Raw genomic sequence first — 23,707 nt, 5'->3', positions numbered from 1 at the left:
CAGGCTGGCGTCGACGAGACAGTGCGCCGGTCACCACGCAGGTGGTGACCGGCGCACGACCCGTTCCGGCGTCACCGGGTCAGCGGTAGCCGGCGCCCACCACGCTGGCCTGCACCGCGTTCTCGGTCGCGTCGGACGGATAGCCGGCGACCATCGCCCCCTCGTAGAAGGTGCCGGCGCTCAGGTTCGCGCCGCCGTCGGGCTTGCAGCAGTCACCGCCACTGCCCAGGATGATCGCGCCCTGCTTCTTCATCGGGCTGTATCCCGACGGGAGCGAGCCGTCGTACAGCGTGTAGAGGCTGCCGACCTGCGCGTCGCTACCCTTGATGGCGAACCGGGTCGTGCCGTTGTTCTTCAGCGTCGCGGTGACGAACTTGCTGGTGAACGCGCGCTGGTTCGGGTTCCAGGAGCTGCTGCCGCCCGGGAAGAGACCCCACTCGAGGTCGGCCTGCACCCAGGGCCCGCTGCCGGAGCAGCCGCCGAACCAGCACTGCTTGCCGAAGTTGATGGCGTCCATCGCCCCGGCGGCGTCGGCCTTCCTGGTCGTCTCGCTGTTGCCGTAGTCGAAGCAGCAGCCGCTGTTGACGTGGGTCCCGCTGGTCACCATGTACATGCCCTCGGGTGCCGCGCCGGTCGGCACGCCGGTGAGGTGCCCGTCGCGCCAGTAGCTGTTACCGGGGTTGATGTAGAGCGAGTACGCCTTCGCGCCGCCCACGGTCAGCGATTCCGAGGTCGCGATCGCCGGCTTGCTCTGCGGGGAGCCCGGAACGACGCTCGACCCCTGGTACCAGAGGTCGTTGCCGCGCCCGGACTGGTCGAAGACGACCGTGATCACGCAGGTCGTGCCGGAGCAGAACGAGTCCTGCGTCGCGGCGTTGGCGGTGCCGCCGGTTCCCGTGAGCCCGATGTTGCGGGTCGTGTTGTCCGACGAGCGTCGGACCTGGTACAGGTTGCCGGCGTACGCCTCGTAGAGCGCCCGCGTGGTGCTGTGCGCCGCGATGCACGGGGTGCCGCCGGAGGCGTAGATGTCGCACGGACGCGCGCCGGTCGGCGGGTTGGTCGGCGGCGGGGTGGTGGTGGTCGGCGAGGCCCACTGCTGGTTGGCGCCGCCGTTACAGGCCCAGAGGATGATTTTGGTGCCGTTCGCGGTGGCGGCGCCGTTGGCGTCGAGGCACAGCCCGGACTGCACGCCGGTGATGGTGCCGTTGCTGTTGACGTTCCACTGTTGGTTGTTCTGGCCGTTGCAGTCCCAGATGATCACCTGGGTGCCGTTGGCGGTGCCGCGGCCGGAGGCGTCCAGGCACTTGTTGCCGTACGCCTGGAGTTGCTTGGTCGACGTCCACGTCCAGGTCTGGCCGGCGCTGCCGTTGCAGTCCCAGAGTTGCGTCTGGGTGCCGTTGGTGGTGCTGGAGTTGGGCACTTCGAGGCAGCGGCCGGACGGCGTACCGACGATCGGGGTGCTCTGCCCCGGCTGGATGGCGGCCGCCATCGGGGCGGCGGCGGCCTCGGCGATCGGTGACGGGGCACCGGGGGTGGCGCCGATGCCGACAAGAACGGCGACGAGAGCACCCGCCAGGGCGCTCAGACGGCGGGCGCGCCGACGCCTCGGGATGAGATCAGGGGCCTTTCCTGGCCCGAGGGGGGACGGATTTCGCACGAGGTGGCTCCTCGGAGTCGTGGAAGCGCGGGGGATTGTCGACGCGCCACGGGAGGGTGGTGGCGATGCGAATCGATTCGCAGCGAATCGTATGACCTTTGTTCAATTCATGTCAATGAATGCAGTAGCGGGGTGGTGCGCTGACCGTTGGGCGGACCGCCAGCGCACCCACCTCCCCCGGGAGGCCTACCGCCCCAGGAGCCGCCACGTCTGGTTCAACGGGCTGCCCTGGTTGACCGCCCTGCAGGTCCACTGGTGGACCAGTGCGCCGGCCGCCGTGGAGACCGCGTTGACATCGACGCACTTGCCACTGTGCCGGGCGACGAGTTGGTAGTCGTGCGAGTCGTTGCCCGAGTAGGTCACCTTGCGCAGAGCGAACTGCTGGTTGGAGCTGTTGAGGCAGGTCCACTGGTGCACCGCCGCGCCGTCGGCGGTGGACACGCCGCTGACGTCGAGGCACTTGCCACTCTGCTGGTTGACCACGGTGTAGGTGTTGGCCACGCCCGCGACCGGGACGAAGTTCCAGAGCTGCTGGTCACCGCCGTCGCAGTAGTTCTGCTGTTGGACGTTGCCGTCGGCGGTGCTCAGACCGGCGTTGTTCAGACACTGCTGCGAGTGTTGGGCCACCGCCACCGACTGGAAGCCACCGTCCGAGGGGGGCAGCAGCGTGACGGTGTACGTGTCGTTCTGGTTGGTGTACGGCAGGGTCACCGTGGCGTTGTTGTTGGACACCCCGACCACGTTGTTCGAGACCGTGACCGGCCCCGCCACCGCGCCGCCACCGTTGTGCGGGATGCGTTGGGTGAGGACCCGGACCTGGCTGTTCTGCACGATGCCGCTGGTGGTGTCCAGACGTTGCAGGTTGACGGTCAGGTTCCCGGTGGTACGACCACCGCCGACCAGCACCTTCGCCACCCCGGCCGCCTTCGTGGCGTGAGCGTCGTACGACTGGCTGGGGGTCACCGCCACGATCTCTCCGACCTGGGAGGCGTAGTAGCGGTAGTTCCACCACTCCCCCTTCGGCTGGTGCTGGCCGGCCGAGTTACGGATCAACAGGTTGCCGAGGTCGTTGTGCAGGCTGCCGCCGCTGGCCCAGTTCGCCCGCAGGCCGTCGGCCCGGGCCCGCTCCAGGCGCGCGATGTACCAGGCGCCGTCGGCCGGGTTCTGCTCGTCGGGCGCGCCGTACTCGTTGATCTGGTACGGACGTGGGTGGGCGATGCCGCGCGGGTCGAGGGTGGCGTTGGCGGCGGCGACGTTCGCGACCGGATCACCGGGCAGCGAGTGCCAGCTGATGATGTCCGGCACCGTGTTGGTCGAGCGGACGAAGTCCAGGTACTGGTTCCAGAACGTGTGTGTGGTCGACGGCACGCAGGCGCAGCTCGGCCCGACGATGAGCTGACTGGGGAACTCCGCCCGGATGCGCTGGTAGGTCCGCCGCCACAGTTCGAGGTACTGGGAGATCGGCCGGTTCCAGAAGATGGTGATGTTGGGTTCGTTCCAGATGTCCCACTGCACCGACAGGCCGGACGCCCGGACGTCGTTGATCAGGCGGGTCAGGAAGTTGTCGTAGTCGGTCCAGTTGCCGTTGTCACCGGGGAAGCGGGAGATTCCGGCGCCGTCGGCACCCCAGAGGTCGTGCGGCAGGATGATGAACTTCCCGCCGAGTGCAGTGGTCCGACGCGCCTGGGCGAGTGTGGAGTTCCAGCGACGGTCGTAGGTTCCGCCGACCCAGCCACTGCCCGGGAGCTGTGCGCCGCCGGCACGCATGTGCTGGAACTTGACGTCCCGGTAGAAGTGGTCGGCCGGACCGCTGGCGTTCTCGGTCATGCCGTAGATCCAGCCGGAGGCGCGGTAGGTCGGCGCACCGTTGGTGGTGGCGAAGTTGACGCTGATCGACTCGTCCGCGGCCTGGGCGGAGGGCGGGACGACGGTGACGGCGGCAGCGGCGGCGAGCAGGCCGACGACGAGTCGGGCCACGAACACGCGGGCTCGTCCTGACCTGCTGCGGGACGGGGTTTTCACGGGCGGCTCCTTGGTGGGGCGCGGGGGACGCTCTCCGGAGGGCAGCACTTGCGAATCGATTCGCACGGATCGTAGGACCGGGAACTGAACCATGTCAATGAAGTGACCGCGCGGTGACGCCCTCGTTTCCCAGCGATCCTCCCGGCTCGACCAACTGGCCCTTGACCCCTGGGTACGGCCAGACCTATCTTCGGGCGAACCGATTCGTCGAATCGATTCGCCTCATGGTTGGACTGGTCCAACCCGCGACGATCAACCGACACACCCACCTGACGATCGATTTGAAGTGAGGCACCACATGACCGGACTCAGTCGTCGGCGGCGCCTCGCCGCCGTCGCCGTGATAGCTCTCGCCGCAGTGACGGGCAGCGCCTGCTCGTCGTCCGCCGACGGCCCCGCCGACGGTGGCGCCTACCTCGTCTGGGACCCGTATCCGCAGTTCGCCGACGACTCCGAGTGGGTCGCGCTGCTCAAGAAGTGCGGCACCTCCGCGGGGGTGACGGTCGAGCGGACCGGCTACGACACCACCGACCTGACCAACAAGGCGCTGCTCGCCGCCCAGCAGGGAAACTCACCCGACGTGCTGATCGTGGACAACCCGGTCATCTCAACTCTGGCCGAAGCCGGTGCGCTCACCACCACCGACGACAACAAGCTGGACGTCTCGGCCATGGAGAAGAACCTGCTCGGCGCCGGCCAGAGCGACGGCAAGACCTACGGGGTGCCGATCGGGGCGAACACCCTCGCCCTCTACTACAACAAGGATCTGCTCACCGCGGCCGGCGTCGATCCCGCCACCGTCAAGGACTGGACCTCACTGACCGCGGCACTGACCAAGGTCAAGGCCAAGGGGAAGAAGGGCATCACCTTCTCCGCGATCGGCACCGAGGAGGGCAGCTTCCAGTTCCTGCCCTGGTTCTGGGGATCGGGTGCTCAACTGACCAGTCTGGACTCGCCGCAGGCGGTGTCCGCGCTGACGCTCTGGACCGACTGGCTCAAGCAGGGCCACGCTCCGAACTCCGTCATCAACAACACCCAGACCACGAGCTGGCAGGAGTTCGCCACCGGCGACTACGCGTTCGCCGAGAACGGCACCTGGCAGCTGGCCAACGCGGAGAAGCTCGGCTTCTCGTACGGCACGATCGCGATCCCGGCCAGCGCGGGCGGCCCGGCCCCGGCGCCCACCGGCGGTGAGTTCGTCTCCATCCCGGTGCAGAAGAAGACCGGCCGGTACGAGACGTCGCAGAAGCTCGTCACCTGCCTGACGAACGCCGAGAACCTCCTCACCACGGACACCACGCTCTCCTACGTCGCGCCCGTCGCCGCCGTACAGGAGCGACAGGCCACCGCGGACCCCAAGCTCAAGGTCTGGGTGGAGGCGGTCCGGGCAGCCAAGGGCCGCACCGGTGACGACCTCGGCACGAAGTACCCGAAGATCTCCGAAGCGCTGTGGACCGCTGTGCAGTCGGCCCTCAGCGGCGGAAAGTCGCCACAGGAGGCACTGGCCGCCGCGCAGACCGCCGCCACGACCAGGTAAGCGATCCGAACCGACACCATGCCCTCCACGACAGAGACCTCCACCGCCGTACGGGACCAGGGTGGGGCGGCGACCGCCGCCCCACCCGGGCCTCCCCCGTCCCGTGCCCGCCGCCCCAGCCGATGGTGGGCGTGGGGCTTCCTGGCACCCGTGACCATCTACCTGGCTGCCTTCTACGCCTACCCGCTCTATCGCAACGTCGAGTTGAGCCTGCGGGAGTACACCGTCCGCTCGTTCGTGCAGGGCGGAGCACCCTTCGCCGGCCTCGACAACTACCGGACGGTCCTGACCGACCCCGCATTCGGGCCGACGCTGACGCACACAGTGGTCTTCACCGCGACCTCACTCGCCTTCCAGTTCACCATCGGCATGGCCCTGGCCCTCTTCTTCCACCAGCACTTCCCGCTGTCGCGCACGCTGCGGGCGCTGATCCTCGTACCGTGGCTGCTGCCGCTGATCGTCTCGGCGTCGACCTGGTCGTGGCTTCTCAACAGCGACTCGGGGCTGGTCAACGCGGCGCTGGGCGTCGTCGGGATCGACCCGGTCAACTGGCTCACCTCGCCGGGCTGGTCACTCACCTCGGTGATCATCGCGAACGTCTGGATCGGCATCCCGTTCAACCTGGTGGTGCTCTACAGCGGCCTACAGGCGATCCCGACCGAGATGTACGAGGCGTCCGCGCTCGACGGTGCGACGGGGTGGCAACGGTTCTGGGGGATCACCTTCCCGCTGCTGCGTCCCGTCTCCCTGATCACGCTGCTGCTGGGGCTGATCTACACGCTGAAGGTCTTCGACATCATCTGGATCATGACGAAGGGCGGCCCGACCGGCTCCTCGGCAACGCTCGCCACCTGGTCGTACCGGCTCGGCTTCGGCAACCTGCTGCCCGAGTTCGGCCCCGGCGCGGCCATCGGGAACCTGCTCATCGTGCTGGCTCTGATCGCCGGCCTCGTCTACATCCGGATCGAGCGGAGGCAGCAGCTGCGATGACCACCTCGACGCCTCGGGCCTGGTGGAAGACCGGCGTCGGCCTGGTGCTGACCGGGCTGATGCTCTTCCCCGTCTACTGGATGATCAATGTGTCCTTCACCCGGGACCAGGACATGCGGACCAGTCCCCCGCACCTGTTCCCCACCAACGGCAGCCTGGACGGCTACCGGGCGGTGCTCGACCAGCAACTGCCGTACCTCGGCACCAGCTTCCTGGTCGGCCTCGGCACTGTGGCGCTGACCGTGGCGCTGGCCGCGCCCGCCGGTTACGCGCTGGCGAAGCTCCGGCCACCCGGCGGCCCGGCGCTGAGCTTCCTGCTGCTGATCGCGCAGATGATCCCGGGGATCATCATGGCGATGGGCTTCTACGCCATCTACCTCACCCTCGGCATCCTCAACACGCTGCCCGGCCTGATCCTGGCCGACACCACACTCGCGGTGCCGTTCGCTGTCCTGATCTTCACGGCCTTCATGTCCGGCATCCCCGAGGAACTGCTCCAGGCCGCCGTGGTCGACGGCGCCAGTCGGCTACGGACCTTCTGGTCGGTCGTGCTGCCGGTCAGCCGCAACTCGATCGTCACGGTGTCGCTCTTTGCGTTCCTGTGGTCCTGGTCGGACTTCATCTTCGCCTCGACCCTGGCCGGCGGCGGCGACCACCAGCCGATCACCCTCGGCATCTACCACTACATCGGCAACAACAACCAGCAGTGGAACGCCATCATGGCCACCGCCGTCGTCGCCTCGATCCCCGCCGCCGCGCTGCTGATCCTGGCCCAGCGGTACGTCTCGATGGGCGTGACCGCCGGCGCCGTCAAGGACTGACCATCCGCGGCGGTCGAGGACTGACCACCCGCACCACAGAAAGGCACCCGCCACCCATGACCGTCGCCCCGTCCGGTCCGGAGTTCGGAATCCAGGACATCCCCTTCAGCTACCGCGGATCCTGGTTCAACATCTCCCCGGTGGTAGCCGAGAAGACGTACGCCGACGACCTGCACCTGGTCTCCCACCAGACCGGGCTGCACCCCGTACTGCGGCTCACCCCAACGGTCGCCGGCACCACCGTCGTCGCCACGCCCGCGCTGCTGACCTGGCGCAACGGGGCCGACCGAATCGAGGCCGTCTACGACGGGCCGGACACCCTGCGGATCCGGGGCCACCGGCTCGGCCTGCGGGTGGCCGCGGCCGCGCACACCCTCACCCCGTTCAGCGGGACCTACCTGTACGCCGATCCGGTCGACGGATCACACGTGTTCACCTCGTACGAGACCGGTCGCCGCTACCGCATCACGGTGCTCTCCGGCGCTCTGCCGCGGACCGACGGCGCGCAGGCGCTCGGCACCGCCGACCGTTCCCTGGACCTTACCGGCGACCAGCCCTGGGAGATCGCGATCGAGGAGTACGCCACCGCCCGCCGCCCGTACGTCGGAGCCGTCGCCTTCGAGCAGTTGTGCCGCGACCGGTTCGCGGAGTTCACCGCGTTCGTCGACGCGATCGCGCCCTGGCGCGGCCCGGAGACCCCGGCCGCCGAGCTGGCCGCGTACGTCCTGTGGTCGGCCACGGTCGCCCCGGCCGGCTTCGTCACCCGGCCGGCCGTCCTGATGTCCAAGCACTGGATGGACAAGGTGTGGAGCTGGGACCACTGCTTCAACGCGATCGCCCTGGCGGCCGGCGACCCGGAGCTGGCCTGGCACCAGTTCCAGCTGCCCTTCGACCACCAGGACGAGACCGGCGCCCTCCCCGACTCGGTCACCCATTCCGAGGTCCTGCACAACTACGTCAAGCCCCCCATCCACGGCTGGGCCCTCCGTCACCTGCGCCGACGCCTTCCCCAGCCGCCGAGCCGGCTGGCGCTGGCGCAGACGTACGACCGGCTCGCCCGCTGGACCGAGTTCTGGCTGGACGCGCGGCGGGCCCCCGGCCACGACCTGCCGCACTATCAGCACGGCAACGACAGCGGTTGGGACAACGCCACCACCTTCGACGAGAACCGGGTCCTGGAGACGGCCGACCTCGCCGCGTTCCTGGTCGCGCAGCTTCGCTGCCTCGCCGACCTCGCCACCGAGCTGGGTGAGCCCGCCGACCGCTGGTGGCAGGAGGCCGACCGGATCCACGGGGCCATGCTGCGCGACCTGTGGGACGGCGAACGCTTCACCGCCCGTGACCCCCGCACCGGGCACCGACGAAGGAGCCGCAGCCTGCTCGACCTGATGCCCGTCGCACTCGGAGCCGACCTCCCGGCCCCGGTCGCCGCCGCACTGGCGCGCGGCGTCGAAACCCACCTGACCACGCACGGTCTGGCCACCGAGCCGACGGACTCGGCCCACTACCTCGCCGACGGCTACTGGCGGGGCCCGATCTGGGCGCCCTCCACCGTCCTCGTCGAGGACGGCCTGCGCCGGGCCGGGCAGACCAGGATCGCCGACGACATCAGTCGGCGGTTCCTCGCGCTGTGCGAGAAGTCCGGCTTCGCGGAGAACTTCGACGCCGAGACCGGCACCGGGCTGCGGGACCGCGCCTACACCTGGACCGCCAGCAGCTATCTCATCCTCGCCGCCGCCCAGGAGGAGCGGCGGGTCAGGGGCGGGTAGCCGGTCGGATCAGCGGCCCCGGACCGGGCCGGTGCTGGAACGCAACGAGATGGGCGGGCTGTACAGGCGGTGTCGTGGCACGGCGCCGGGAGCCGCGATGATCTCCAGAAGCAGCGACACCGCCTCGGCGCCCATCTCGACCATCGGCACGTCGGCGGCGGTCAGCGGCGGGCGGAAATCCTCCGCCCAGTGCTGCGCGGCGACTCCGGTGACGGAGAAGTCGCGTGGCACGGACAACCCGGCGCCGGTCAACGCGCGCTGCATTCCGGGCAGTGCGGCCTCGTTGATGGTGGCCACCGCCGTGACCTCCGGGTGTGTCGCGAGCAGTTGCTCCATACACGCCTCGCCGGAGGCGGTGTCGTCGCCGCTGCACACCTCCACGCCGGTCAACCCCCGCTCCACCGCCGCCGCACGAAAGCCGGTCAGCGCGCGATGGCTGGGGCCGTACCCGGCGGCCACCAACTCGGCGGACCGGTTCACGAGTGCCACGTGCCGGTGCCCCAGGTCGGCCAGGTGCTGCACGCACCGGGCGATCAGCCCGGCGTAGTCGATGTCGATCCAGCTCATCCCGTGCGGCTCGGCGGTCCGGCCGATGGTGACGAACGGCAGCCCGGCCTTGGTCAGACGGGTCACCCGGTCGTCCGCCAACCGGATCTCCATGAGGACCACGCCGTCCACCCGACGCCCGGTGACGATCCGCTCGAACGACCGGTCATGGTCGCCACCGGAGGGGGACAGCAGCACGTCGAGGTCGTGGCGGGCGGCGGCCTCGACGACGCTGGCGACGAAGCCCAGCTGCATGTCGGTCAACCGCTGACTCGCGGGCGGGATGACCAGCCCGAGGGTGCGGGTGCGCCCCTCCTTGAGAGCACGGGCGCTGGCGTTCGGCCGGTAGTCCAACTCGTCGATGACCGACTGGATCCGTTGCCGGGTCGCCTCCGACACGCTGCGTTTTCCGCTGAGCACGTAGGAGACGGTGCTGCGGGACACCCCCGCCCGACGGGCGATTTCCCCGATGTTCATCAGTCGCCCTCGAATCGATTTTTGCCCCGACACGGGGACGCACCTTGCTCTGCCGACCAGCATATCTGTCCTCAGGCTCATCGATCGATGACCAACGCGTGCCAACTAGCGCTAATCGATGGACGACCATTAATGTCACAGGTATGACGTGTGACGTCAATGTCGCCGCACCCACCTCCACCACGCACCCGAAAGGATCCGATGAAAGTGAAGAGAAAACTGGGTCGCCTGATGGCCGCCGCCGGGACCCTGTTCGTCCTCGTCGTCGGCGCTGGCGCCTACGTGGTCTCGGACCCGCCGGGCGTCGCCCACGCCGCCGGCACGGGCCCGTGTGACATCTACGCCTCCGGCGGCACGCCGTGCGTGGCCGCCCACAGCACCACCCGCGCGCTGTACGGCGCCTACAACGGCCCGCTCTACCAGGTCCGACGATCGTCGGACAACACCACCCGCGACGTCGGCGTGCTCAGCGAGGGTGGCTACGCCAACGCCGCCACCCAGGACACGTTCTGCGCCAACACCACCTGCGTCATCACGATCATCTACGACCAGTCCGGCCGTAACAACCGCCTCACGCAGGCACCCCCCGGCGGCTTCGCCGGGCCCGCCCCTGGCGGATGGGACAACCTCGCCGACGCGAAGGCGGCACCGGTCACGGTCGGCGGCCAGAAGGCGTACGGCGTCTACATCGCCCCCGGCACCGGCTACCGCAACAACAACACCAACGGTGTCGCGACCGGCGACCAGCCCGAGGGCATCTACGCGGTCGTCGACGGCACGCACTACAACCAGTGGTGCTGCTTCGACTACGGCAACGCGCAGACCAACAACCTCGCCGACGAACGCGCCATCATGGAGACCGTCTACTTCGGCGCCAACAAGCAGTGGGGCTACGGGGCAGGAGCCGGCCCCTGGATCATGGCCGACCTGGAGTGGGGGCTGTTCTCCGGAGTCAACGCGGGTTACAACAACATCGCGTCGATCAACCACCGCTTCGTCACCGCCATGGTCAAGGGCGAGCCGAACCACTGGGCGATCCGGGGCGGCAACGCCCAGTCGGGCAGCCTGACGACCTACTTCGACGGGCCACGCCCCAACGGCTACCACCCGATGAAGAAGGAAGGCGCCATCCTGCTCGGCATCGGCGGTGACAACAGCATCACCGGTCGCGGCACCTTCTTCGAGGGTGTGTTGACGTCCGGCTACCCGACGGCCGCCACCGAGAACGCCGTCCAGGCCAACATCAACGCCGCCGCCTACGCGCCGGCCGGCGGCAGCAACCCGCAACAGAACGTCCAGGTCGTGGGCGCCCAGTCCAGCCGCTGCATCGACGTACCGAACGGCAGCACCACCAACGGCACCCAGGTCCAGCTCTGGGACTGCATCAGCAACAGCGCCGCGCAGCGCTGGACCTACACCGCAGGCAAACAACTCCAGGTGTACGGCAACAAGTGCCTGGACGCTTCCGGCCAGGGCACCACCAACGGCACCCAGGCCATCATCTGGGACTGCCACGGCGGCACCAACCAACAGTGGAACCTCAACTCCAACGGCACCCTCACCGGCGTCCAATCGGGGCTCTGCCTCGACGCCAACGGCGCCGGCACCGCCAACGGCACCAAGCTCATCCTCTGGGCCTGCAACGGCGGCACCAACCAGCGGTGGTCCACCCGCAGCTGACCACCCCACGATCGGTCGGTCGTGCCGACCCCACGAGCTTCCCGGGGCGGCACGACCGGCGGCCTCTCGCACCGATCACGGCCTCGCCGTGTCAACGCGGACATCCTTGCTATATATATCGTGGTGCGATACATATAGCGCATGGACATCAGCGAGCAGACGTTCCTGATCCTCTCTGCCCTCGCCGACCAACCTCGGCACGGCTACGCCGTGGTGACGGAGGTCGACGAAATGACCGGCGGCAGGATCCGGTTACGCGCCGGCACCCTCTACGGGGCCCTCGACCGCCTCGTCACCCAAGGGCTCATCGCCCCCGACCACGACGAGGTGGAGAAGGGCCGGCTGCGCCGTTTCTACAAACTGACCGACGCGGGGGCAGACGCCATCCGCGCTGAAAGCCAGCGGATGGCCGCCGCGGTCCGGCTCGCCGAGGAGCGCCTCAACAAGCGTGCCGCCCGCAACGCCCCGCGCCTCGGGGCCATCTGATGGGCCCGGGCATGAGCCCTCTGGAACGACGATATCGACGGCTGTTGCGCCTGCTGCCAGCCACGCACCGCACCGCCCGCGGCGAGGAACTGCTCGGGCTGCTGCTGGACCTCGACCACGGCCGCCGACACCCGAGCCCGCACGAGGCGCTGAACATCATCGCCCTGGCGATCCGGCTGCGACTCACCACGCCCGTCACCAGCACGGCCCTCACCACCGGACTCAGTGCCCTGCTCGTCGCCGCCGGCACCCGGCCCGCCGGTGACACCCTGGACCTGTTCACCGGCGCTGTCCTCGCCACCGACATGCCGGCCGTCATCTCCAGTTGGCCGCAGATAGTCGCTCTCGGCCTGCTGCCCCTCGCACCGCTGATCGCCTGGCTGTGCGGCGCGAACCGGACAGCCCTCACCCTGCAAGCCATATTCCTGACGGTCACCGTTGGTTGGTTCGTCATCGACGTGCTCAACGGCACCGGCATGGGCACCAACCCCGGCCAACAACTCCTCACGTACGCCGTACCGGTCTCGACCCTCGTCCTGCTCGCGATCGCCGCCCGCGAGCGGTGGACCGCGCCCCGGCCGCGCCTGTTCTGGTGGGCCCTCGTCCCGCTCGGCGTCCTCGCCTGGAAAGGCACCGGTGAGTGGGGACGCCACGGCGTCTACGTTCTCGACGCCGTGCCGACGGTCATTGGAATCCTCGCTGCCGCCACCGCCGCTGTCGTCGCCGCCTTCGCGGTCCGCCGCCACCGGCCCGCCGTGATCGTCGGCGTCGGACTCACCGGCTTCCTGGCCGGATGGCTCATCCCCGACCCGCTGCTCGTCAACACGGCGATGCAGCACTTCGACGGTCAGCCGCTACCCCTGGCGATCCTCATCACGGTGATCGCGGCCGCCGTTACCGGCATCAGGCACCTCGCCCGTCGCCGCATCCCGAAAAGAGCGGTCCCTCTCAACGTCAACCGATGAGCCCGTGATGCGCTGAACACCAGCTTCGGGTCGGACGAGCGACAGCCGCGGCAGAGCACGATCCGCTGCGGTCGCCAGATCGCGCTGCATCACCGTCGCCACCTCGCTCAGATCGTCGTTCAGCTGGTGATCGCGACCGGGGAGCAGGTGCAGGTGCGCCTGCGGGATGACTGCGGCGTACCGATCTGCGTGTGACGGTGGCGCCGTGTCGTCCTGGAGGCCGTGGAACACGTGCACCGGCACTCCGGGCGGCAGCCTTGCGCCCAGATCGGGCGGCAGTTCGAACTCCTCACCGGCCCAGCCGCCAGCACCGACGAAGGGGGCGGCGATCAGCACGATCGCACCGAGCGCCCGCTCCGGTGGCCGTTCGCCGAGCGTGTGGACGAGGAGCGTCCCGCCGACCGAGTGACCCACGACGATCGCGCCGTCGTCCAGCGCCGCAATCTCCCGCCGGATGGCTACGCCCCAGGTGGCGTAGCCCGGATCGGCTTCGTCGGGCATCCGCGGGTAGTGGACCTCGAACCCGTCCCCGAGCTCACGGCGCAAGCTGTCGACCAGCCTGTTGTCCCATTCGTCGTGTACGCCGGCACCGGCACCCTGGATGAACAGGATCTGCGGGGCTCGTTCAATCGCCACGCTGGTGTGTGCCCGGCGCGCGGGTGCCACAAACGGGCGATCGCCCGCCACCCGGGCCGGGTAGGTTCGGGGCTGGGCGAATGGCGGGGGTCGGATGGTCAGGGATTGGCACGGCTGGTTCGGTACGTTCAACGGCGTCGTCCTGATCACGGTCATCGTCCTGCCGTTGGCCGTGCTGGCGGTGTGGGCCCTGGCCCGCCGCCGACGCGCCGCCGGCACCACGTCGGCATGGCGCACGTCGCTGGCCGATGTCGGCATCGTCTACGGCACGATCCCCTGGGTATGGATGATCATGCTGCCGGGTGACCAGGCCGGCGCGGTCCCCGGCCGGGTGACAGTGGTGCCGCTGCGCGACCTGTTCACGATCTTCTCCGACGGAGGGCCGCTGACGGCGACGGTCCAGGTCGTCGGCAACCTGCTGGTCTTCGCGGCCCTGGGGTTCTTCGCCCCGCTGCGGTTCCCGGCGCTGGCGTCGGTGCCGCGCGTCCTGGCTCTCGCGGCCGGCTGCTCGGTCCTGGTGGAGACCGCCCAGTACGTCCTGCGGCTGGACCGGGTGTCGTCGGTGGACGACGTCCTGCTCAACGCCGCCGGCGCCGGGCTGGCGGCGCTGGCGTCCCGCCGCTGGTGGCGCGACACACCCGACACGTCCACAGATCGTCGACCTCAGCCGGCCCCGGCAGCGGGACGCTGAGCGTCGGAGCTGGGAGCTAACATCCGCTGGTGATCGAGGATTTGATCAGGAGAGCGGCGGACGAGGACGACGACGCGATCGAGGAGCTGGGCGAGATCGCCGCCGCCGATCCGCAGAGACTGTCGCCGTACCACGGGGCCCTGCTCGACCTCGATCTGCTGTGGCCGGCGACGTTGTACCGGGCGGCGGGCGCCGACGTGGTCGGCCGGGTCATCGAGCAGGTCGACGGCGGGCGGACGCCGGACCGACTCAACCATCTGCTCCTCATCCTGGCCCACAGCGCTCACCCGCTCGCCGAGGACGCCCTGCGTCGCTGGTCGACGCACCCGCCAGCCGGTGCTGACGACCTGCACGTGGGGGTGCTGAGCTACGCGGCCGAGGGCGGTTGGACGATCGGCCCGGACGGCAACCGACGGGACCTGTGCGCTGACGTCGCGTACCGGTGGGTCATGCGGGACGCGCCAGCGTCCGCGGACCGATCCGCCTGCCCCTGGTGCGCGTCCCCGCTCTGGGTCGCCGCCGACCTCGACACCACCGACCCCGCCATCGGCGCCGCGCTGGCCCACACCGGCTGGTCCGGCCGCCTGGTCGTCGAGACCTGCCACTTCTGCGCCTGCTACACGACGCTGTACAGCCGGGTCACGCCGGCCGGTGCCACCACCTGGTGGGCCGACAACACCCGGCCGAGCTACCTGGGCGGCGATACCGGACCGGAGGACCCGCCGACCCTACTCCCGGTTGCGGGGCCGGCCCTGGCGAGCCCGTACCAGGCCAGTGCCTGGAACCAGGGCGGCTCCACCCTGGGCGGCCGACCGGACTGGATCCAGGACGCCGAGCACGCCGACTGCCCCGGGTGCGGGGAGCCGATGGACTACGTGGGCCTGATCGGCGGCGCGGACCTGGACGAGTTCGGCGAGGGCGCCTACTACCTGCACCTGCACCAGCCCTGCGGGTTCGCCGCGGTCAACTACCAACAGAGCTGACAGTCGATCAGGTGGACGGCTCTGCCAGCCGCTCCAGCCGCGCCAGACCATCCCAGCCGCGCTCGCGCATCAGATCCAGCAGTCGCTGCACCCGCGGGTCCGACTCGACGGCCAAGGCGTCCAGAAGGTCGAACGGTAGATCGTCCTGCGCCACCTCACCGAGGTCGATCTCACCAGAGCGGTATGCCTGCTCGGCGAGGCTCGCCAGGATGTCGGCGGCCTCCACCAGAAGCGCGTCGTCGCCGGTGTCGCTCTCGAAGATCTCCGACAGGATCCGGTAGAGCCGAATGAGCTGCGGGTCGTCGAGCTGCGCGATCTTGCCGGGCATCCATTCGCGGACGCGATCGGGCCAGCGAGCCGACATCAGGATCCAGCTGTCCCGCTCACCCGCCACCACCCGCTCGGAGACGCCGATGTCCCGGAGCCGGTCGAGGTAGGTGATCACCTCTGGTGCGAGCGCCAGCCGATCCCCGGCGGCGAGTTGCGCGATCTGCTTCCGGCTGGCCTCCAGTCGTGCGATCTCGTCGCCCAGTTGCCTGTCGATCTCCTCGACCGCGGCCGCGAAGGTCGACGCGTCGGCCTCCAGCATCTGACCGATCTGGGACAGCGGCACGCCGGCGTTGGCGAGAATCCGGATCCTGATGAGGGACACCACCGCCCCCGCGCTGTACCGCCGGTAACCCGAGGCGTCCCGCTCGGGCTCCGGCAGCAGGCCGATCTGGTGGTAGTGCCGTACCGCCCGCACCGTGACGCCGGCGTACGCCGCGAGTTGACTGATCGTCAGCATGCCCTGATCCTGCCCCTCAAGTCGCTCGGCCCCACTCGAATCCAGCTCAGGAGATCTTGCGGCGGTAGGTCAGGTTGGCGAAGAGGTAGGCCACCACGAGGATGCCGACGCACCAGGCGAGAGCGGTCCAGATGCCCGATCCGACCGGCTCCTGCGCGAAGAGGTCTCGGATCGCGTTGACGATGGCGGTCACCGGCTGGTGCTCGGCGAAGGCGCGCACCGGGCCGGGCATCGACGCGGTGGGCACGAAGGCCGAGCTGACGAACGGCAGGAAGACCAGGGGGTACGAGAAGGCGCTCGCGCCGTCCACAGACTGAGCGGTGAGGCCGGGGATGATGGCGATCCAGGTCAGCGCCAGGGTGAACAGCACCAGGATGCCAGCGACGGCGAGCCACCCCAGCACGCTCGTGCCGGTGCGGAAGCCCATGAGCAGAGCGACGAGGACGACGACGACCAACGAGACCAGGTTGGCGACCAGCGAGGTCAGCACGTGCGCCCAGAGCACCGAGGATCGTGCGATCGGCATGGACTGGAACCGTTCGAAGATGCCGCCCTGCATGTCCAGGAAGAGCCGGAAGGCGGTGTACGAGATGCCCGAGGCGATCGTGATGAGCAGGATGCCGGGGAGCAGGTAGTTCACATACGAGTCGGAGCTGGTCTCGATCGCGCCGCCGAAGACGTAGACGAACAGCAGCATGAAGGCGATCGGCATGACGGCGGTCGTGATGATGGTGTCCGGGCTGCGGGCGATGTGGCGCAGTGAGCGTCCCAGCAGGACTGTGGTGTCGCCGACAAAGTGCTTGTTCATCGTTGTTCCTTCTCGGTCTTGGCGCCAACGAGGGTGAGGAAGACGTCCTCGAGGGTCGGTTGCTTCTCGACGTACTCGATCTCGGCGGGTGGCAGGAGCTGCTTGAGCTCGTCGAGGGTGCCGTTCACGATGATTCGTCCCTCGTGGAGGATCGCGATCCGGTCGGCGAGTTGTTCGGCCTCGTCGAGGTACTGGGTGGTGAGCAGCACCGTCGTGCCGCCACGGGCGAGTTCCTTGATCGCCTGCCACACCTCGATGCGCGCCTCCGGGTCCAGCCCCGTCGTCGGCTCGTCGAGGAAGATGACCGGCGGGTCCCCGATCAGGCTCATCGCGATGTCGAGACGGCGACGCATGCCGCCGGAGTACGTCCGCACCCTCCGGGCGCCCGCCTCGGTCAGCGAGAAACGCCTCAGCAGGTCGTCCGCGATCGCACCGGGCTCCTTGAGGTGCCGCAGCCGGGCGACCAGGATCAGGTTCTCCCGCCCGGTGAGGATCTCGTCGACCGCCGCGAACTGCCCGGTGAGACTGATCGACTGCCGTACGTCGGCGGCCTGGGTCGCCACGTCGAAGCCGGCGACCCGGGCTGTCCCGCCGTCGGCCCCGAGGAGCGTGGCCAGGATCCTCACCACTGTGGTCTTGCCGGCACCGTTGGAGCCGAGCAGGGCGAAGATGCTGCCCCGCGCGACGTCGATGTCGACGCCGCGCAGCACCTTCAGCTGCTTGAACGACTTCTCCAGGCCGTGCACGTGGATCGCGGGTTGCTCGGCCTGAGCTGTTGTGTGCGAATTGCTCATGGCGGCAGCATGGAGGGTTGACGCAGCGTCAAGGTCAAGCCCCGATGCCGCCGGCCTCAGTCGGGCTTTGGTTGGGACCGCAGGTAACTCTTCACTCCGATGTCACCGCGCGATCCCCCGGGTGACGTGTCGCCGTCCGCCCGAAGGAGTTGGCTGCCAGTCGTCGCACTTGTCTTGACCAGGAGCTGATCCACGTGCCTTCCTCTCGTCGTACCTTCCTCGCCAGTGGCGCCGCCGCCGGCGTCGGCCTTGCCGTCGCGGGTGGCCTGCCGTCCCTGGCCCAGGCCAGCCCGGCCCGGCCGCACCCGCCGGTGAAGCCCGGTAACGTGCCCTTCCCGCCGCTCGTGGACGACCCCAAGGGAATCCTGGCCCTGCCCAAGGGCTTCCGCTACACAGTGATCACCCGGACCGGTGTCACCCGGCTCGACCGCGGTCAGGGCACCACCCCGTCGGACCACGACGGCATGGCCGTCTACGACGCCGGCCACGGCCGGTACACCCTGATCCAGAACCACGAGATCGACCCGGGGGCGGAGTTCGGCGTGCCGCACGCCAAGGGCACTGTCTACGACGCGGGCGCCGTCGACGCCGGCGGTTGCACCGTGATCAAGACCGACCTCGCGGGCCGCAACCTGGGTGAGTTCGTGGCGCTCTCCGGCACCATCTCCAACTGCGCCGGCGGACCGACCCCCTGGGGCACCTGGCTCACCTGCGAGGAGACCGAGGACCGGGCCGGCGACAAGTGGGAAGAGGGCGGCCGGTCCGGCGTCTACCAGAAGGACCACGGCTACGTCTTCGAGGTGTGGGCCGACGGCAGCGCCGACCCGAAGCCGATCAAGTGCCTGGGCCGCTACTCCCACGAGGCAGTGGCCGTCGACAAGGACCGCACTCGGATCTACCTCTCCGAGGACGCCGACGAGCCCAACGGCCTCTTCTACCGCTGGACGGCGCCACACGGCGTCAAGCTGGGCCCGGGCGTGCTCACCCGCCTCGCACCGAACGCCGGCGTCCTCGCCGCGATGCAGATCATCATGGATGACGGTTCAGTGCTGCCGGACGTCGCCTACCTGACCTCCGCCCAGCTGGGCCGCCCCTTCCCGGTCCGCTGGATCGAGGTGCCGGACCGCGACGCGCGCACCAGGTCGGTGCGCGAGCAGTTCGCCGACGGCCAGGTCACCCGTGGACGCAAGTTCGAGGGCGTGTGGGCCACCGACGAGGGCGTGTACGTGGTCAACTCGTACGCCTGGGACGAGGGTGACCTGCCGGCGGACGCGGCGCCGCACGACGGAATGGTCTGGTTCTACAACTTCAAGGACCAGACCATCCAGCTCGTGACGTACTTCCCGCACCAGACCCAGTCCGAGGAGGGCACGCCGGTCAAGTACACCGACATCACCTTCGACGGCCCGGACAACGTGACGGTCACCCCGTGGGGAAGCCTCGTGCTCGCCGAGGACGGCTCGGGCGCCTCGCACGTGCTCAGCACGATCCCGGGCGGGCCCACCTACGCGATCGCCCGCAACCAGCTCAACGACTCGGAGTTCTGCGGGCCGACCTTCAGCGCGGACGGCAAGGTGCTCTTCGTCAACATGCAGGACCCGGGCCTCACCCTGGCCATCACCGGCCCGTGGGAGAAGTACCTGGGCTGACCGAGCCCGAAGGGGGGCCGGGCGACCTCGCCTGGCCCCCATCAGGCTCGGTCGCGCTCAGGGGACGCGCGGCAACGCCAGCCAGTCCTGCCAGGTGATGTCGCGGCCCAGATAGCGGGGCTGGCGGAACGGCCAGTCCGCGGCGATCCACTGCGGCACCAGCGCGTCGACCGCGGCCTCCACCTCGCTGCCCACCAGGTCGTCCACCACCCACCAGGAGACCTCGCCGTCGGAGCCGGTGCGCTCCGGCGGGTCGACGTAGACGCAGCCGAGGATCGCCGTCTCCCCCTCGTCCAGCAACGCGTAGTTGAACGACTGGTGCGCGGCGATCTCCATCTCGTGCCGCAGCAGGTCGACGCGGTCCTCTTCGTATGTCATCGTCTCGCTGGGCCACGCCCAGGCCGGACCGAAGATCTCCCACAGGCGCTCACGGGAGCCCATCACGGCGGGGTAGTCGAGCGGGGTGTCCGCCTCGCGGATCGGCCGAAGATGCAACGCGGTGCCAGGCACCGGCACGTGGACGGGGTGGACGAAGTCCTCGGGCAGCCAGGTCATGAGGGCCGAGACTAGCGCCCCTCGGCTGGAGCCAGGCCCTAGTCGAGGCAGAACTCGTTGCCCTCGACGTCCTGCATGTTGAGGCACGACTCGTTCTCGCCGTCGGCGAGCAACAGCTGCCCGCGTACGGCGCCGAGCGGGATCAACCGCGCGCATTCGGCCTCAAGGGCGGCCAGTCGCTCTTCGCCCACGAGCCCGGTGCCGACCCGCACGTCGAGGTGCACCCGGTTCTTGACGATTTTGCCCTCGGGCACCCGCTGGAAGTACAGCCGCGGACCCACCCCCGAAGGGTCACTGCACGCGAACCACGAACCCTGCTCGGAATTGACATCGTCCCAGGTGGCGACCCCCTCCGGGGGCGGCGGCGGGACGTACCCCAACACCTCACACCAGAAACGACCGACGCGCACAGGCTCGGCGCAGTCGAAAGTCACTTGGAACTGCTTGACCGACATCCGTTCACTTTAAGGTTCGTGCCGCCGCCGCGGTTTCCCGTGCCCCCGTGCTCCTGGCGCTGGGCGGTTGGTGTAATGCGCTGGCGTTGATGGTGGCGGGCGGCCTTGGCGCGAGCGCCGCACCCGTCGATCAACGGCCGCCCGTGGAGTTCTCACTCCACCTTGGTGAGAAGTGGTTTGCCCTTCTCGACGACGTACGTGGCCAGTTCGACGGCGATACCCTCGCCAACATTGCGCGCCTGGTGGTGCACACCGTAGGGGACCGTGAGCGCGTCGCCGGGATTGCACACCACGGGTGGCTGCCCCTCCAGCCGATATTCGAGCGTTCCCTGCAGAACGCAGATGATTTCCTCGCCGGGGTGGAAATGCTTGAACGGTGGCGAATCCGGAGTGAACTCCACCCGGGTCTGAATGACTTCTCGCCCGGGGATGCTGAGGTCGTGCCGTTGCAGATCGATCCGCCAAAGCCCTGGTGCTGACTCCACAGCTGTGGGGCTGATCCCCTCAGGTCGATCCTTGGTGCTCATGACGGCCTCCTGTGAGCCGTCGGGCCGACGGCCATTACTCGGATCGGTGCATCTCCGTCGAGGATAGGTAGCCACAGACGATCAGGGGCTGGGACGCCGACACGGAGGTTCGATTTCGCGAAGCCGGCCTGTGCCGGGCGCGTAAATCGGCTTGTGCTGTTTCCTGAGGGCTGCTTCGCTGTTGCCCGTGACCGAGCTTCGTACGCCGCGACTGCGCCTGCACCCCATCGACACCGCAGAGGGTGAACGCATCGTCGGGCGACGCGCCGGGGCCGGGGATGACTGGGCCGAGGACTTCCCCTTCGACGGCGACGTCCTCGGCGTGCGTGGCTTTCTCGCCGCCACCGCCGCCTACGGCGACCGACGTCCGTTCGGGCACTACCGGATCACCCGCGCCGCCGACGGAAAGGCCATCGGAGGAATCGGTTTCAAGGGTCGATCGGAGAACGGACGCATCGAGGTCGGTTACGGCCTTGCCCCGTCAGCCCGGGGAAACGGCTACTCGGCGGAGGCACTCGCCGCCCTGCTGGACCTCGCGACAGCGCACGGACTGTCCCGCGTCGTCGCCGAGACCACCGGCGACAACGTCGCCTCCCGGCGGACCCTCGAACGTGCCGGCTTCCGGCACACCGGCACCAACGATGATCTCTACCAGTACGAGGTACTCCTCGGCGCCCCCTCGTGACCGACTAGGACGCGGTAGCCCGATCCCCCGGCGGCGTGCGGCAGCCGAGTTCAGCGACGGGGCAGCAGCCCTCGTTCGGTCATGTAGGTACGCAAGGTCTCGGCATCCTCGGCGGACATCAGCCAGCGGGGGATCACGGTCGCCGGCATTCGGCCGACGTACACGACCCAGAAATCTCCGGCGTCCCGCACCTGGGCAACCCCGTCCCAGGCGATGCCGCCGGACTCCGAGCCGCTGCGCATCATGATGTTGTCTTCGGTGATGTCGTAGGCGCCCTCGACGGCGTAGCTACCGGAACGGCGTCGGGCGCGCGCCAGCACCCACGGCCGGTACAGCATCGACAGCACGCCGGCCACGACCAGCGCGGTCCATAGCGGTGAACTCCGCTCGCCCCACCCGAGCCCCCGCGAGACAACGAGACCGATGGCCCCGACCGCCGTCAGGACCGCTCCGATGTAGCCGAATCTGCGTAGCCGGACGTTGCCGAGCGCCGCGGCCACCCGGCTCGGGTAGGCGGGATCGGCGGGGACGTCAAAACGGATGTGCACGCCAGAACGATAGTGCTCCCTTCCGCCCCTGGTAGCGCCTTACCCCCGCCCTGCGGGACGAGGCCATGCCGAGCCGACCCGTCCCGGCTGGTCAGGACAGACCAGACATTGACAGTCGTCATTCGACCGATGATAGTAACTGCATCCAGCTCCCATCGGATTGTCTGTGCGGACCGCGGCCGAATGGCCTTCGCGCCCACGTCGACCCGACTCGTGGCCAGCGCTGACCACCCTCGTCGAGGCGTGAATGAACGACCGCCGCCGGGAGCACCACCGTGACGTGTGCTGGAGGGTCGATGAGAAGGCGAGCAAAGATCTACGCGGGGCTGGCGGCCGCCATCGTCCCGGTCACCTCCGTGATCATGGCGCTCGGCGGGACACCGGCGTCCGCCGCCATCGGCGGTTCCGGCCCCTATCCGGCCGACTACGAAACCTCGGCCACCCTGGCCAACCACACCATCTTCCGGCCGCAGACCCTCCCGTCCGAACGCCTGCCCATCGTCGTGTGGGGCAACGGCGGCTGTTCGGCCAACGGCCTGTCCCAGGGCAACTTCCTCCGCGAGATCGCCTCCCACGGCTTCCTCGCCATCGCCAACGGCGCCCCGAACGGATCCGGCTCCACCAGCTCCCAGATGCTCACCCAGTCCATCGACTGGGCGATCGCCGAGAACTCCCGGCAGGGCAGCAAGTACTACAACAAGATCGACACGAGCAAGGTCGCCGTCGCGGGCTTCTCCTGCGGAGGTCTGGAGGCGTACGCCGTCTCGAACGACCCGCGCGTCACCACGACCGGCATCTTCAGCAGCGGTCTGCTCAACGACGCCGACGACTACCAGCTCAGGAGACTGACCAAGCCGATCGCCTACTTCGTCGGCGGGCCCAGTGACATCGCCTACCCGAACGCCATGGACGACTGGGGCAAGCTGCCCGCGGGCCTGCCCGCCTTCATGGGCAACCTGAACGTCGGGCATGGCGGCACCTACGACCAGGCCAACGGCGGCGAGTTCGGCCGGGTGGCGACTCTCTACCTCAAGTGGCGCCTGAAGGGCGACACCACCGCCGGGCGCAACTTCGTCGGCGCCGACTGCGGTCTGTGCCGCAGCCAGTGGAGCGTCCAGCAGAAGAACCTGACGCTCGACGACGGCACGCCGCCCACCACGCCGCCTCCCACCACACCGCCTCCCACCACACCGCCGCCGACCGGTACCACCGGCTGCACCGCGGTCTACTCCGTCCAGGACCAGTGGAACGGCGGATTCGTCGCCAACGTCAGCGTCACCGCGGGAACAACGGCGCTGACCGGCTGGCGGGTCACCCTCATCCTGCCGAGCGGCGCGTCGGTCAGCTCGCTCTGGAACGGGGTCAGCAGCGGCACCAGCGGGACCATCACGGTCGCCAACCAGAGCTACAACGGGCGACTGGCCGCAGGTCAGGCCACCAGTTTCGGCTTCCAGGGCACCGGCAGCGGCAGCGGGGCCACAGCGAGTTGCACCGGAAGCTGACAGCCCCGGGCAGATCGAGTCGTGGGGGGGGGGGGGGGCCCCGCGCCCGCCCCCCCCCGGGGGCCGGGGGGGGGGGGGGGTGGGGGGTGGGGGGGGGGCCCCCGGCCCCCCCCCCGCCCAAGCCCCGCCGCGCCCCC

23 protein-coding genes are annotated in these 23,707 nt (G+C 69.2%); 12 read left to right on the top strand and 11 right to left on the bottom strand.

Annotation, left to right across the window (positions count from 1 at the left end):
* Positions 1 to 79: 79 nt before the first annotated feature.
* A complete protein-coding gene (locus ACFYP0_RS28960; RefSeq protein ID WP_355498727.1) occupies positions 80 to 1,657 on the bottom strand; it encodes an arabinofuranosidase catalytic domain-containing protein in 1,578 nt (525 codons plus the stop codon).
* 186 nt (positions 1,658 to 1,843) lie between these two features.
* Complete coding sequence (locus tag ACFYP0_RS28955) at positions 1,844 to 3,679, bottom strand: RICIN domain-containing protein (RefSeq protein WP_355498725.1); 1,836 nt, start codon at positions 3,677 to 3,679, stop codon at positions 1,844 to 1,846.
* Between the two features lie 298 nt (positions 3,680 to 3,977).
* Here ACFYP0_RS28955 and ACFYP0_RS28950 point away from each other — a divergent pair, with 298 nt between their 5' ends.
* From ACFYP0_RS28950 to ACFYP0_RS28935, 4 genes are read left to right on the top strand one after another with little or no spacing between them, the layout of a single operon-like run.
* On the top strand, positions 3,978 to 5,216 hold the full coding sequence (locus tag ACFYP0_RS28950; RefSeq protein WP_355498723.1) for a sugar ABC transporter substrate-binding protein: 1,239 nt from the start codon (positions 3,978 to 3,980) through the stop codon (positions 5,214 to 5,216).
* 18 nt (positions 5,217 to 5,234) lie between these two features.
* Positions 5,235 to 6,206: a carbohydrate ABC transporter permease gene (locus ACFYP0_RS28945; RefSeq protein ID WP_124860600.1), complete on the top strand. Its 972-nt coding sequence runs from the start codon at positions 5,235 to 5,237 to the stop codon at positions 6,204 to 6,206.
* Complete coding sequence (locus tag ACFYP0_RS28940) at positions 6,203 to 7,027, top strand: carbohydrate ABC transporter permease (RefSeq protein ID WP_355498721.1); 825 nt, start codon at positions 6,203 to 6,205, stop codon at positions 7,025 to 7,027. Before ACFYP0_RS28945 ends, ACFYP0_RS28940 begins: the two co-directional genes overlap by 4 nt.
* A gap of 56 nt (positions 7,028 to 7,083) precedes the next feature.
* Complete coding sequence (locus tag ACFYP0_RS28935; RefSeq protein ID WP_355498718.1) at positions 7,084 to 8,796, top strand: amylo-alpha-1,6-glucosidase; 1,713 nt, start codon at positions 7,084 to 7,086, stop codon at positions 8,794 to 8,796.
* A 9-nt stretch (positions 8,797 to 8,805) separates the two neighbouring features.
* Here ACFYP0_RS28935 and ACFYP0_RS28930 read toward each other — a convergent pair whose 3' ends face one another.
* A complete protein-coding gene (locus tag ACFYP0_RS28930) occupies positions 8,806 to 9,819 on the bottom strand; it encodes a LacI family DNA-binding transcriptional regulator (protein ID WP_210781651.1) in 1,014 nt (337 codons plus the stop codon).
* A gap of 201 nt (positions 9,820 to 10,020) precedes the next feature.
* Here ACFYP0_RS28930 and ACFYP0_RS28925 point away from each other — a divergent pair, with 201 nt between their 5' ends.
* The 3 genes from ACFYP0_RS28925 (at position 10,021) to ACFYP0_RS28915 (ending at position 12,950) form a co-directional block, all read left to right on the top strand.
* Positions 10,021 to 11,499: an arabinofuranosidase catalytic domain-containing protein gene (locus ACFYP0_RS28925; RefSeq protein ID WP_355494904.1), complete on the top strand. Its 1,479-nt coding sequence runs from the start codon at positions 10,021 to 10,023 to the stop codon at positions 11,497 to 11,499.
* 141 nt (positions 11,500 to 11,640) lie between these two features.
* Positions 11,641 to 11,985 carry a PadR family transcriptional regulator gene (locus tag ACFYP0_RS28920; RefSeq protein ID WP_124860590.1) on the top strand — a complete coding sequence of 115 codons (345 nt, stop codon included), beginning with the start codon at positions 11,641 to 11,643 and terminating at the stop codon, positions 11,983 to 11,985.
* An 11-nt stretch (positions 11,986 to 11,996) separates the two neighbouring features.
* Positions 11,997 to 12,950, top strand: a complete 954-nt coding sequence (locus ACFYP0_RS28915; RefSeq protein WP_355494906.1) for a hypothetical protein — start codon at positions 11,997 to 11,999, stop codon at positions 12,948 to 12,950.
* Here the strand turns inward: ACFYP0_RS28915 and ACFYP0_RS28910 are convergent.
* Positions 12,840 to 13,586, bottom strand: coding sequence for an alpha/beta fold hydrolase (locus ACFYP0_RS28910; protein ID WP_355494908.1), 747 nt, complete (start codon positions 13,584 to 13,586; stop codon positions 12,840 to 12,842). The two genes, ACFYP0_RS28915 and ACFYP0_RS28910, sit on opposite strands and share 111 nt — an antisense overlap.
* A gap of 94 nt (positions 13,587 to 13,680) precedes the next feature.
* Between ACFYP0_RS28910 and ACFYP0_RS28905 the strand changes: the two genes are divergently transcribed.
* Together ACFYP0_RS28905 and ACFYP0_RS28900 are read left to right on the top strand one after the other, a co-directional pair.
* Entirely contained in the window at positions 13,681 to 14,277 is a 597-nt protein-coding gene (locus ACFYP0_RS28905) for a VanZ family protein (RefSeq protein WP_355494910.1), read from the top strand.
* 29 nt (positions 14,278 to 14,306) lie between these two features.
* Positions 14,307 to 15,260: a hypothetical protein gene (locus ACFYP0_RS28900; RefSeq protein WP_355494912.1), complete on the top strand. Its 954-nt coding sequence runs from the start codon at positions 14,307 to 14,309 to the stop codon at positions 15,258 to 15,260.
* A gap of 7 nt (positions 15,261 to 15,267) precedes the next feature.
* Here ACFYP0_RS28900 and ACFYP0_RS28895 read toward each other — a convergent pair whose 3' ends face one another.
* From ACFYP0_RS28895 to ACFYP0_RS28885, 3 genes are read right to left on the bottom strand one after another with little or no spacing between them, the layout of a single operon-like run.
* The gene (locus tag ACFYP0_RS28895; RefSeq protein ID WP_334505947.1) at positions 15,268 to 16,047 is read right to left on the bottom strand and encodes a MerR family transcriptional regulator; all 780 of its coding nucleotides are present in this window, start codon (positions 16,045 to 16,047) and stop codon (positions 15,268 to 15,270) included.
* Between the two features lie 46 nt (positions 16,048 to 16,093).
* A complete protein-coding gene (locus ACFYP0_RS28890) occupies positions 16,094 to 16,855 on the bottom strand; it encodes an ABC transporter permease (protein WP_355494914.1) in 762 nt (253 codons plus the stop codon).
* On the bottom strand, positions 16,852 to 17,649 hold the full coding sequence (locus ACFYP0_RS28885) for an ABC transporter ATP-binding protein (protein WP_355494916.1): 798 nt from the start codon (positions 17,647 to 17,649) through the stop codon (positions 16,852 to 16,854). Before ACFYP0_RS28885 ends, ACFYP0_RS28890 begins: the two co-directional genes overlap by 4 nt.
* Before the next feature lie 194 nt (positions 17,650 to 17,843).
* Here ACFYP0_RS28885 and ACFYP0_RS28880 point away from each other — a divergent pair, with 194 nt between their 5' ends.
* Entirely contained in the window at positions 17,844 to 19,298 is a 1,455-nt protein-coding gene (locus ACFYP0_RS28880; RefSeq protein ID WP_355494918.1) for an alkaline phosphatase PhoX, read from the top strand.
* Between the two features lie 57 nt (positions 19,299 to 19,355).
* Here the strand turns inward: ACFYP0_RS28880 and ACFYP0_RS28875 are convergent, their stop codons facing one another.
* The 3 genes from ACFYP0_RS28875 to ACFYP0_RS28865 all read right to left on the bottom strand — a co-directional run bounded on the left by ACFYP0_RS28875 (position 19,356) and on the right by ACFYP0_RS28865 (position 20,835).
* The gene (locus tag ACFYP0_RS28875; protein ID WP_355494919.1) at positions 19,356 to 19,853 is read right to left on the bottom strand and encodes an N-acetyltransferase; all 498 of its coding nucleotides are present in this window, start codon (positions 19,851 to 19,853) and stop codon (positions 19,356 to 19,358) included.
* Between the two features lie 38 nt (positions 19,854 to 19,891).
* A complete protein-coding gene (locus tag ACFYP0_RS28870) occupies positions 19,892 to 20,308 on the bottom strand; it encodes a VOC family protein (protein ID WP_357006348.1) in 417 nt (138 codons plus the stop codon).
* Between the two features lie 152 nt (positions 20,309 to 20,460).
* Positions 20,461 to 20,835, bottom strand: a complete 375-nt coding sequence (locus ACFYP0_RS28865) for a cupin domain-containing protein (RefSeq protein ID WP_386998293.1) — start codon at positions 20,833 to 20,835, stop codon at positions 20,461 to 20,463.
* Positions 20,836 to 21,022: 187 nt separating this feature from the next.
* On the opposite strand from ACFYP0_RS28865, the gene ACFYP0_RS28860 reads away from it, so the two are divergent.
* Positions 21,023 to 21,520: a GNAT family N-acetyltransferase gene (locus tag ACFYP0_RS28860; RefSeq protein WP_386998292.1), complete on the top strand. Its 498-nt coding sequence runs from the start codon at positions 21,023 to 21,025 to the stop codon at positions 21,518 to 21,520.
* A 50-nt stretch (positions 21,521 to 21,570) separates the two neighbouring features.
* On the opposite strand, the gene ACFYP0_RS28855 is transcribed toward ACFYP0_RS28860, so the two are convergent.
* A complete protein-coding gene (locus ACFYP0_RS28855; protein ID WP_386998291.1) occupies positions 21,571 to 22,068 on the bottom strand; it encodes a YcxB family protein in 498 nt (165 codons plus the stop codon).
* A gap of 296 nt (positions 22,069 to 22,364) precedes the next feature.
* On the opposite strand from ACFYP0_RS28855, the gene ACFYP0_RS28850 reads away from it, so the two are divergent.
* On the top strand, positions 22,365 to 23,570 hold the full coding sequence (locus tag ACFYP0_RS28850) for a cellulose binding domain-containing protein (protein WP_386998290.1): 1,206 nt from the start codon (positions 22,365 to 22,367) through the stop codon (positions 23,568 to 23,570).
* Positions 23,571 to 23,707: the final 137 nt, after the last annotated feature.

The sequence above is a fragment of the Micromonospora arida genome (assembly GCF_042873195.1).
GTDB classification, from domain to species: domain Bacteria; phylum Actinomycetota; class Actinomycetes; order Mycobacteriales; family Micromonosporaceae; genus Micromonospora; species Micromonospora arida.
Note: the sequence above shows the minus strand (reverse complement) of the source record. Positions and strands in the feature narration are given on the sequence as shown.

Bases quoted from the DNA above. Each gene is read 5' to 3' on its own strand.
- ACFYP0_RS28950 (WP_355498723.1), top strand. From the start codon at position 3,978: ATGACCGGACTCAGTCGTCGGCGGCGCCTCGCCGCCGTCGCCGTGATA.
- ACFYP0_RS28930 (WP_210781651.1), bottom strand. From the start codon at position 9,819: ATGAACATCGGGGAAATCGCCCGTCGGGCGGGGGTGTCCCGCAGCACC.
- ACFYP0_RS28850 (WP_386998290.1), top strand. From the start codon at position 22,365: ATGAGAAGGCGAGCAAAGATCTACGCGGGGCTGGCGGCCGCCATCGTC.
- ACFYP0_RS28940 (WP_355498721.1), top strand. From the start codon at position 6,203: ATGACCACCTCGACGCCTCGGGCCTGGTGGAAGACCGGCGTCGGCCTG.
- ACFYP0_RS28890 (WP_355494914.1), bottom strand. From the start codon at position 16,855: ATGAACAAGCACTTTGTCGGCGACACCACAGTCCTGCTGGGACGCTCA.
- ACFYP0_RS28885 (WP_355494916.1), bottom strand. From the start codon at position 17,649: ATGAGCAATTCGCACACAACAGCTCAGGCCGAGCAACCCGCGATCCAC.
- ACFYP0_RS28875 (WP_355494919.1), bottom strand. From the start codon at position 19,853: ATGACCTGGCTGCCCGAGGACTTCGTCCACCCCGTCCACGTGCCGGTG.
- ACFYP0_RS28870 (WP_357006348.1), bottom strand. From the start codon at position 20,308: ATGTCGGTCAAGCAGTTCCAAGTGACTTTCGACTGCGCCGAGCCTGTG.
- ACFYP0_RS28865 (WP_386998293.1), bottom strand. From the start codon at position 20,835: ATGAGCACCAAGGATCGACCTGAGGGGATCAGCCCCACAGCTGTGGAG.
- ACFYP0_RS28895 (WP_334505947.1), bottom strand. From the start codon at position 16,047: ATGCTGACGATCAGTCAACTCGCGGCGTACGCCGGCGTCACGGTGCGG.
- ACFYP0_RS28920 (WP_124860590.1), top strand. From the start codon at position 11,641: ATGGACATCAGCGAGCAGACGTTCCTGATCCTCTCTGCCCTCGCCGAC.
- ACFYP0_RS28905 (WP_355494910.1), top strand. From the start codon at position 13,681: ATGGTCAGGGATTGGCACGGCTGGTTCGGTACGTTCAACGGCGTCGTC.
- ACFYP0_RS28915 (WP_355494906.1), top strand. From the start codon at position 11,997: ATGAGCCCTCTGGAACGACGATATCGACGGCTGTTGCGCCTGCTGCCA.
- ACFYP0_RS28935 (WP_355498718.1), top strand. From the start codon at position 7,084: ATGACCGTCGCCCCGTCCGGTCCGGAGTTCGGAATCCAGGACATCCCC.
- ACFYP0_RS28945 (WP_124860600.1), top strand. From the start codon at position 5,235: ATGCCCTCCACGACAGAGACCTCCACCGCCGTACGGGACCAGGGTGGG.
- ACFYP0_RS28925 (WP_355494904.1), top strand. From the start codon at position 10,021: ATGAAAGTGAAGAGAAAACTGGGTCGCCTGATGGCCGCCGCCGGGACC.